Source organism: Streptomyces sp. NPDC028305 (genome assembly GCF_055569495.1).
The window spans coordinates 902100-912172 of sequence record NZ_JBVHTN010000007.1; the positions used below are offsets into that span (position 1 = coordinate 902100).

Genomic DNA, 10073 nt, shown 5'->3' on the forward strand with positions numbered 1-10073 from the left:
ACTGCGGTCCGGAAGTAGTCATGAGATGTGACATGAGTCCTGGAGGGCCATGCTCATTGAACGGAGCGCGCACACAGCCCTGGCAGAGGCGACGCTTCATGAGTGTGCGGCAGGCGCATTCCGGCTGTTGATCGCCGAGGGCGGGCCAGGGTGCGGCAAGAGCGAATTCCTGAAGCGATTCCTCGGGATCGCGGCCGAATCCGGTGCCGTTGTCCTCGACGTCCCCGGTCTGCCCGACGACCGCGCCACTCCTCTCGGGCTCGTACGGCGGCTGGCCGGGCACCCGGCGCTGCCGGACCGGACCCGCGAACGGCTGCGGCTCGCAACGGCACAGGACGCGGCCGACGCCACGGAGCCGCTGCGTGCGCTCTCCATATCCGCGCCGGTGGTGATCGCGGTCGACGATCTGCACCACGCGGACCAGCCATCGCTGCGGCAGCTGCTGCATCTCGCACACCACGCCCGCTCGGCCAGGATCCTGCTGATCGGCACGGAGGGCCCGTACGACCGGGGCGGCGACCCGCTGCTCGGCACCGAACTGCTGCGCCACCCCGGCTTCCGGCGCATCACGCTGGACCCGCTCAGCCCCGAAGGCGTGACCAGGCTGGTCGGGACCCTCGGCACCCTCGGCGACCAGCAGGCGGATGGCCGCCGCGGCGCCGAGTGCTACGCCATGACCGGCGGCAATCCGCTGTTGCTGCGGGCCCTGCTCCAGGACCGGTGGGCGGCGCCGGACACCGGCGGCCGGGGCCCGCGGCCCACCGCCGGGGGACCGTTCCACCAGGCGGTGGCGGCCTGTCTGGCCCGCACCGGCACGCCCACCCGGGACGTCGCCGGGGCGCTCGCCGTGCTCGGCCCCTCCGCCACCCCCGCCCTGCTGAGCCGGTTGCCGGGACTGGACACGGCCGCGGTGGCCCGCGCCCTCCAGGTCCTGGAACTGAGCGGGTTGACGGACGGACACCGCTACCGGCACCCGGTCGTCACCGCGGCCGCACTCGACCACCTGGACGCCGACGACCGGCGGCTGCTGCACGAGCGCAGCGCCCTGTTGCTGCACGACCAGGGTGCCCGGGCCACCGAGGTCGGCGAGCATCTGCTCGCCGCCCAACCCACGGCCCCCGCCTGGGCGGTCGCCGTACTGCGCGACGCCGCCGCCGAGGCCCTGGTGGACGACGACGCGCCCGCGGCGATCCGCTATCTGGATCTCGCCTGCCGCGCCTGCCAGGAACCGCCCCAGCGGGCCGCGACCCGGATCGCACTCGCCGCCGCCCTCTGGCGGGTCAACCCCTCCGCCGCCGAGCACCACGTCGGCGAGACGCTCGCCGACCTGCACACCGGCGCACTGGCGGACGGCGACACGGCCCCGCTCGTACGGCTGCTGATCGGTTTCGGCCGACTGGAGGAGGCGAGCCGGGCGCGGGCCCGGCTGGAGGCGGCCGGCCACCCGCACAGCGGTCCAGGGCCGGATCCCGACCCGGCGCGGCCGTCGGTGGTGCACCCCTGCCCCTGGCCCGTCGAGCCCGAGGAGAACCGGCCGCAGCCCGCGCCCGACGCGGCCGCCCCCCGCGAGCCCTGGGACGAGACCCCCGGCGCCGGCACGGCCGCCGCCATCTGGGGCATCCCCGGCCCCGGCACCAGCGAGGCCGCCGCCGACGAGGCCGAACGGCGGCTGCGCGCCTGCCCGCTGCTGGACGGCACGCTGGCGGTGGTGGCCAACGCCGTACGGACCCTGCTGCGGGCCGGCCGGACGGCCGAGGCCGACGAGTGGTGCCACCGGCTGCTGAAGGAGGCCACGACCCGGCGCTCGCCGGGCTGGGAGGCGGAGTTCCTCGCCATCCTCGCCGAGATCGCCCTGCGCAAGGGGGCCCTGCCGGACGCCGAGGAGCGCGCCCGGCAGGCCCTGGCCTGCCTGCCCGGCCGCGGCGGCAGCGTCCTCGTCGGAGGTCCGCTCGCCTCCCGGCTCCACGCGTACACCGCCATGGGCCGTTACCACGACGCGGCCCGCGTGCTGCACCACCCGGTGCCGGCCGCGCTGTTCCAGAGCGTGTACGGCCTGGCGTACCTCCGCGCCCGCGGCCACTACCATCTGGCCACCGACCACACCCGCGCCGCGCTCCGCGACTTCCTGGCCGTCGGCCGTATGGCACAGTGCTGGGGCCTGGACCACCCCGCCCTGCTGCCCTGGCGCACCGACGCCGCCCAGGCGTTCCTGCGGCTCGGCGAGCGCCCCGGGGCGGCGCGGATGATCACGGAACAGCTGTCCTGCGCCCGCCTGTGGAGCGACCCGCACACCCGGGGCGTCTCGCTGCGGCTCCGGGCCCGGGTCGCCGCCGCGCCGGAGCGCCCGCACCTGCTCACCCAGGCCGTCGAGGTGCTCCAGCAGTGCGGGGACCGGCTCGAACTCGCCCGGGCGCTCGCCGACCTGGGTGCCGCCTACCAGAGTGTCGGCGAGTCGGTCCGGGCCAACAACGTGAGGCGCAGGGCGTGGCGGATGGCCGAGGAGTGCGGTGCCAAGGCGCTGTGCGACAGCATTCTGCCCCGGCAGGCGATGTGCGGCGGGGACCGGCCGGACCCGCCCGGCCGCGACCAGGGAGCGGGACTCAGCGAGTCGGAGATGCGCGTGGCCATCCTCGCCGCGAACGGCAACTCGAACCGCGAGATCGCACTACGGCTGTGCGTGACGATGAGCACGGTCGAGCAGCATCTGACGCGTGTTTACCGCAAGCTGCGCATCAGCCGTCGCCAGCAACTGCCGAAGAGCCTGATCGGCCCGGTGGGGACACGGGCGACAAACCACAAAGAGCTGTCCTCGTTCTGACGAGCCGTTCGAACACACCGTCCGTGAATCCACGGAAGTCCGCAGGTTGGAGATGCCGATGGCCGCTGCCCCCGACAAGGTGATCGAGGCGCTCCGGGCCTCTCTCAAAGCCAATGAGCGGCTGAAGGAACAGATCCACAGACTCACCACGGCCGCGCGGGAGCCCATCGCCATCATCGGCATGGCCTGCCGCTATCCCGGCGGGGTGGCCTCGGCGGAGGACCTGTGGGGGCTGGTGGCCGACGGCCGGGATGCCATCGGCACCTTCCCCGACGACCGCGGCTGGGACGTGGAGCGGCTCTACGACCCCGACCCCGACCGGGCCGGCACCTCCTACACCCGACACGGCGGTTTCCTTTACCACGCGGGCGAGTTCGACCCGGGCTTCTTCGGCATCAGCCCGCGCGAGGCGCTGGCGATGGACCCCCAGCAGCGGCTGCTGCTGGAGATCTCCTGGGAGGCGTTCGAGCGGGCCGGGATCGACCCGGCTTCGGCGCGCGGCAGCCGGACCGGGGTTTTCGCGGGCGTGATGTACCACGACTACGGCTCCCGGCTGCACACCGTCCCCGAAGGGTTCGAGGGCTACGTCGGCAACGGCAGCGGCGGCGGCGTGGCGTCGGGCCGGGTCGCCTACACCCTCGGACTCGAAGGCCCGGCCGTCACCGTGGACACCGCCTGCTCCTCCTCACTGGTCGCCCTGCACCTGGCCTGCCAGGCGCTGCGGGCGGGCGAGTGCACCCTCGCCCTGGCGGGCGGCGTGACGGTGATGTCCACCCCCAGCCTGTTCGTCGAGTACTCCCGGCAGCGCGCCCTGGCGGCCGACGGCCGCTGCAAGGCGTACGGGGCCGGGGCGGACGGCACCGGCTGGGCCGAAGGCGCCGGGATGCTCCTGGTGGAGCGGCTCTCCGACGCCAGGCGGCTCGGCCACCGGGTACTTGCGGTGGTACGGGGCAGCGCCGTCAACCAGGACGGCGCGAGCAACGGCCTCACCGCCCCCAACGGCCCCGCACAGCAGCGCGTCATCCGGCAGGCGCTGGCGAGCGCCGGGCTGTCCGCGTCCGAGATCGACGCGGTCGAGGGACACGGCACGGGCACCAGGCTCGGCGATCCGATCGAGGCGCAGGCCCTGCTGGCGACCTACGGCCAGGGGCGGCCCGGGGACCGGCCGCTGTGGCTCGGCTCGATGAAGTCCAACCTCGGCCACGCACAGGCGGCCGCCGGCGTGGGCGGGGTCATCAAGATGGTGATGGCCATGCGGCGCGGGACGCTGCCGCGCACGCTGCACGCGGACGAGCCGTCGCCGCACATCGACTGGGACTCGGGCGCGGTGCGGCTGCTGAAGGAGCCCATCGCCTGGCCGGACCACGACCGGCCCCGCCGCACCGGAGTGTCCTCCTTCGGGGTGAGCGGCACCAACGCCCACATCATCCTCGAAGCGGCGCCCCACCCGGAAACCGGCGACGGACCCGAGCCGCCCGACGCGCCCGGCCATGCCGTGACGGGGCCGCTGCCCTGGCCCGTGTCGGGCGCCACGGCCGAGGCGCTGCGCGCCCAAGCGGCCGAACTGCGCCGCTTCGTGGCGGCCGACGAGCGGCTGAACCTCGCCGACGTCGGACACACCCTGGTGTCCGGCCGGTCCGACCTCGCACATCGCGCCGTCGTCCTCGGCGCCGACCGGGAAACCCTGCTGCGCGGGCTGGACGCCCTGGCCGGGGGCGAGCCGGACGACAGCGCGACCGTGCGGGGCGTGGCCGCGGCCGCGACCGGCGCGGGCGTGGTGTTCGTCTTCCCGGGACAGGGCGGCCAGTGGGCCGGCATGGGGCTGCGACTGCTGGAAACCTCGACCGTCTTCGCCGACCGGATGGCGGCGTGCGAGGCGGCGCTGGCACCCTATGCCGAATGTTCGCCGCTGGACGTCCTGCGCCGGGACCCCGAGGACCCGGTGTGGGAGCGGGCCGATGTCGTTCAGCCGGTGCTGTTCTCCGTGATGGTGTCGCTGGCCGGGCTGTGGCGCTCGTACGGCATCGAACCGGACGCCGTACTCGGCCACTCCCAGGGCGAGATCGCCGCCGCCCACGTCTGCGGCGCGCTGACCCTGGACGACGCGGCCAAGGTCGTCGCCCTGCGCAGCCGGGCCCTGCAGACCCTGCGCGGCAAAGGCGGCATGGCCTCCGTACCACTGCCACCGGACCAGGTCGGCGAGGTGCTGCGGACGGCGTGGCCGGACCGGCTGTGGGTTGCCGCCGTGAACGCCCCCACCGCCACCGTGATCTCCGGCGACGCGGAAACCCTGGCGGAGGCGCTGGAACACTACCGGGACCAGGGAGTCGACGCGAAGCGGATCCCGGTCGACTACGCCTCCCACTGCCCGCACGTCGAAGCCGTGGAGAAGGAACTGCTGAGCGCCCTTGGGGGGATCACCCCCCGGGCCGCCGACATCCCCTTCTACTCCACCGTCGACAACCAGTGGGCCGACACCAGCGGCCTCGACGCCCGGTACTGGTACCGCAATCTGCGCCGGCCCGTACGGTTCGCCGAAGCGGTCCAGGCCCTCGGCGCCGCCGAGTACCGCACCTACATCGAGGCCGGCCCGCACCCCACCCTCACCCCAGCCATCCAGGACACCACCGAGGCCGGCGGCGCCCCGGCCACCGTCGTAGGATCCCTGCGCCGCGGCGAGGACGACGCCCGCCGCATCCTGACCTCGCTGGCCCTCGCCCACACCCACGGCCTGCCCGTCGCCTGGGACCGCCACTACCGGGCACAGGCCGCCGCGCCACACCAGGTCGAGTTGCCCACCTACGCCTTCCAGCGCCGCCGCTACTGGCTGGACGCCCCCACGACGGCCGGGGACGTCACGGCCGCGGGGCTGTCCCCGGCCGGACACCCACTGCTCGGCGCGGCGGTCGGGCTCGCCGAGGGCGACGGACATCTGCTCACCGGACGGCTCTCCCCGCACACCCACCCCTGGCTCGCCGACCACGCCGTCGCCGGCGCCGTCCTCCTCCCGGGCACCGCGTTCGTGGAGCTGGCCACGCACGTCGGCGAACGCCTCGGCTGCCCCAGACTGGAGGAGCTCACCCTGCACACCCCGCTCATCCTCCCCGAGAGCGGCGGCGTGGCATTCCAAGTGGCCGTCGGCGCGGCGGACGACACCGGCCGCCGCGAACTGAGCGTCTACGCACAGCGCGACGACGACCCCGCACAGCACACGGCCGGCGAGGTCGCGTGGACACGGCACGCCACCGGCACACTCGCCGTGGACGGGGAAGACAACGGCGCCGACCCCATTCCGGCGGCCTGGCCCCCGCCGGGCGCCCAACCCCTGGACCTCGACGGCCTGTACGACCGGATGGCCGCCGCCGACTTCGCCTACGGCCCGGCCTTCCAGGGGCTGCGCGCCGCCTGGCGGCACGGCGAGGAGACCTACGCCGAGGTACGGCTCCCCGACCATGTCGCCGACGCGCCCCGTTTCGGCCTCCACCCCGCCCTGTTCGACGCAGCGCTGCACGCCCTGGCCCTCGACGGCGGCCGACCGGCCCTCGACGGCGGCCGGGAACGGGAGGACGACGCATCCGACCAGGGTCGGCTGCCGTTCGCCTGGCGCGGGGTCCGCGTACACACCGCGGGCACCTCAGCGCTGCGCGTACGGCTGCGGCCGCTGGGGCCGGACGAGGTGGCAGTCGACGTGGCCGACGAGACGGGCGCCCCGGTGGCCTCGGCCGAGTCGCTGGTTCTCCGGCCGGTGGCGCCGGAGAACCTACGGGCCCTCGGCGGCCGGCTGCGCGACGCTCTCCACATCCTGGAATGGCCCGTCGCGCCCGAGCCGTCCACGGTGGCCCTCGGACGATGCGCCGTGCTGGGCGACACCACCCCCGGATGGGCGGTCGCGCTGGAGGCGGCGGCCGACGGGCCCGTGCGGCGATACCCGGACCTCGCCGCACTGACGGCGGCCCTGGACGCGGGCGACCCGCCGCCGGACCTGGTGTTCGTGAGCTGCCCCCCGGCGGCTGCCGGGCCCGACGACACGACGATCGCCGACGTTCACACCCGCACCCGACAAGCGCTCGAACTGCTCCAGGGCCGACTCGGCGAAGCGCGGCTGGCCGACACTCGACTGGCCCTCGTCACCTGCGGTGCGGTGGCCACCGCACCGCAGACAGACCGTGTCGACGACCCCGCCGCCGCTGCGGTCTGCGGACTGGTGCGATCCGCCCAGGCCGAGGAACCCGACCGCATCCTCCTGATGGACCTGGACCCGGCTGAGGAATCGTGGGCCGCGCTGCCGCGCGCGGCAGCGTTGGGCGAACCACAGGTGGCCATCCGGGCCGGCCGCCTGCACGTGGCCCGGCTGGTGCGAGCCGACACCCAGACGGACGCTCTCCTCGTGCCGCCACAGAGCGGCGGCTGGCGCCTGGACTGCGCCGAGACCGGCACGCTCCAAGGGCTGGTGCCGGTGGCGTCCTCCGCAGACACCGCCCCGCTGGGCCCGCGCCAGCTACGGATCGCGGTACGCGCCGCCGGGCTGAACTTCCGCGACGTCCTGGTGGCCCTGGGAATGGTCCCCGGACAGCGGGGGCTGGGCAGCGAAGGCGCGGGGGTGGTGCTCGAGGTCGGTCCTGAGGTGGCCGACCTCGCGCCCGGAGACCGGGTGATGGGTGTGTTCGCCGACGCGTTCGGCCCGATCGCGGTCGCCGAACGGGCCACCGTGACCCGCTTCCCCGACCACTGGTCCTTCGCGCAGGCCGCCGCCGTCCCCGTCGTCTTCGCCACCGCCTACTACGGGCTGGTGGACCTGGCGCAACTGCGCCCGGGGGAGTCGGTGCTGGTACACGCCGCGGCGGGCGGGGTGGGAATGGCCGCCGTCCAACTGGCCCGCCATCTGGGCGCCGAGGTGTACGCCACGGCGAGCCCCGGCAAATGGGACACCCTTCACACCCAGGGCATTCCCCGAGAACGCATCGCCTCGTCCCGCACCCTGGACTTCGCGGACCAGTTCGCCGACCGGTTCGGCGAGCGGAGTTTCGACGTCGTCCTCAACTCCCTGGCCCAGGAGTACGTCGACGCCTCGCTGCGTCTGCTGACCGACGACGGCGGCCGGTTCCTGGAGATGGGCAAGACCGACATCCGCGACCCGGAGGAAGTGGCGCGGGCGCACCCCGGCGTCACCTACCGGGCGTACGACCTGATGGAGGCCGGGACCGAGCGCGTCGGGGAGATCCTGCGGACCGTGCTGCGGCTGTTCGACGAGGGCGTGCTGACCCCACTGCCGCTCACCTGCTGGGACATCCGGCAGGCCAGGGACGCCTTCCGCCATCTCCAGCAGGGGCGCGCCATCGGAAAGAACGTGCTCACCCTGCCTCGCACCGCCGATCCTGACGGCACCGTCCTCATCACCGGAGGCACCGGCACCCTCGGCGCCGCACTCGCCCGCCACCTGGCCGCCACCGGCCGGGCCCGGAATCTGCTGCTGATCAGCCGCCGCGGCCTCGACGCGCCGGGCGTGTCAGAACTCATCGCAGAACTTGAGGAGTTGGGCGCACAGGCGACCGTCGCCGCCTGCGACGCGGCCGACCGAGCCGCGCTCGCCGAACTGCTCGGGCAGCTGCCCGCCGAGCACCCGTTGACCGCCGTCATCCATGCCGCGGGCACACTCGACGATGCCACCATCGGCTCCCTCACCCCTCGCCACCTCGACACCGTTCTGGCCGCCAAGGTCGATGCCGCCCGGCATCTGCACGAGCTGACGCGTCATCTGGACCTGGCAGCGTTCGTGCTCTTCTCGTCCGCCGCGGGAGTTCTGGGTTCGCCGGGGCAGGGCAACTACGCGGCGGCCAACGCCTTTCTCGATGCGCTCGCCCACCAGCGGCGGGCGGCGGGGCTCCCGGCGGTGTCCCTGGCCTGGGGGCTGTGGGAGGAGGCCAGCGGAATGACCGGCCACCTCGACCGGACCGACCACACCCGCATGGCCCGCTCCGGCCTCCGGCCACTGGCCACGGACGAGGCCCTGGCGCTGTTCGACACCGCTCTCGCCGGTGGCCCACCGCTGCTCCTCCCGGCCCGGATCGACACCAGGGCGCTACGCGGCACCACTCCGCCGCCCCTGTTCCGGAGCCTGGTACGGCCCACCGGCCACCGGCCGGGCCCCGCCACTCCCGACGGCAGCTCCTCCCTGCGAGCCCGGCTCTCCGGGCTCGACCCTGCCGGACAGAACGAGGTGCTGATCACCCTCGTCCGCGGCCACGCCGCCACGGTCCTCGGCCACCCGAGCCCCGACGCCATCGCCCCCGACGCGACCTTCCGCGACGTCGGCTTCGACTCCCTCACCGCCGTGGAACTCCGCAACCGCCTCAAGGACGCGACCGGACTGCGGCTCCCCGCCACCCTCGTCTTCGATCACCCCACGCCTGCTGCCCTCGCCCAGCACCTGGGGGAGGGCCTCCTGGGCGCCGCCGATACGGTCACCCTGTCGCCCACCCCCACCGCGTCCGGGGCCGGGGCGGGAGCGGGGGTGGCGACTGGGGCGGATGAGCCCATCGCCATCATCGGTATGGCCTGTCGCTACCCGGGCGGCGTCCGCACCCCCGAGCAACTCTGGGACCTCGTCGCCTCCGGCACCGACGCCATGAGCGGATTCCCCACCGACCGCGGCTGGGACCTGGACCGCCTCTACGCCCCCTACGACCAGAGCCGGCCGGGCACCACATACACCCGACACGGGGGTTTCCTCCACGACGCAGGGAAGTTCGACGCCGGATTCTTCGGGATCGGCCCGCGTGAGGCGCTGGCGATGGACCCGCAGCAGCGGCTGCTGCTGGAGGCTTCCTGGGAAACTTTCGAGCACGCCGGAATCGACCCCACGTCGGTGCGGCGGAGCCGGACCGGAGTGTTCGCCGGTGTGATGCCGACGGACTACGGCCCCCGGCTACACGACACGGTGGCCGAGGTCGAGGGCTATGTCCTCACCGGAAACTCCGGCAGCGTCGCGTCAGGGCGCGTCGCGTACACCTTCGGCCTGGAAGGACCCGCGGTGTCGGTGGACACGGCGTGTTCGTCGTCTCTGGTGGCCCTGCACCTGGCCTGCCAGGCGCTGCGGGCGGGGGAATGCTCCATGGCGCTGGCGGGTGGGGTCACCGTGATGGCGACACCCGGAGCCTTCGTGGAGTTCGCGCGGCAGCGTGGGTTGTCGGTGGATGGGCGGTGCAAGGCGTATGGGGCTGGGGCGGATGGTACGGGGTGGGCTGAGGGTGTGGGG

2 protein-coding genes are annotated in these 10073 nt (G+C 74.2%); both read left to right on the forward strand.

Going from position 1 to position 10073, the window contains the following annotated elements:
- Window positions 1-49 precede the first annotated feature (49 nt).
- Window positions 50-2818 carry a helix-turn-helix transcriptional regulator gene (locus ACZ4WQ_RS33400; RefSeq protein ID WP_398373645.1) on the forward strand — a complete coding sequence of 923 codons (2769 nt, stop codon included), beginning with the start codon at window positions 50-52 and terminating at the stop codon, window positions 2816-2818.
- Window positions 2819-2897: 79 nt separating this feature from the next.
- Window positions 2898-10073 (forward strand): SDR family NAD(P)-dependent oxidoreductase (locus tag ACZ4WQ_RS33405; protein WP_468022681.1); only part of this gene is annotated, 7176 nt, incomplete at its 3' end.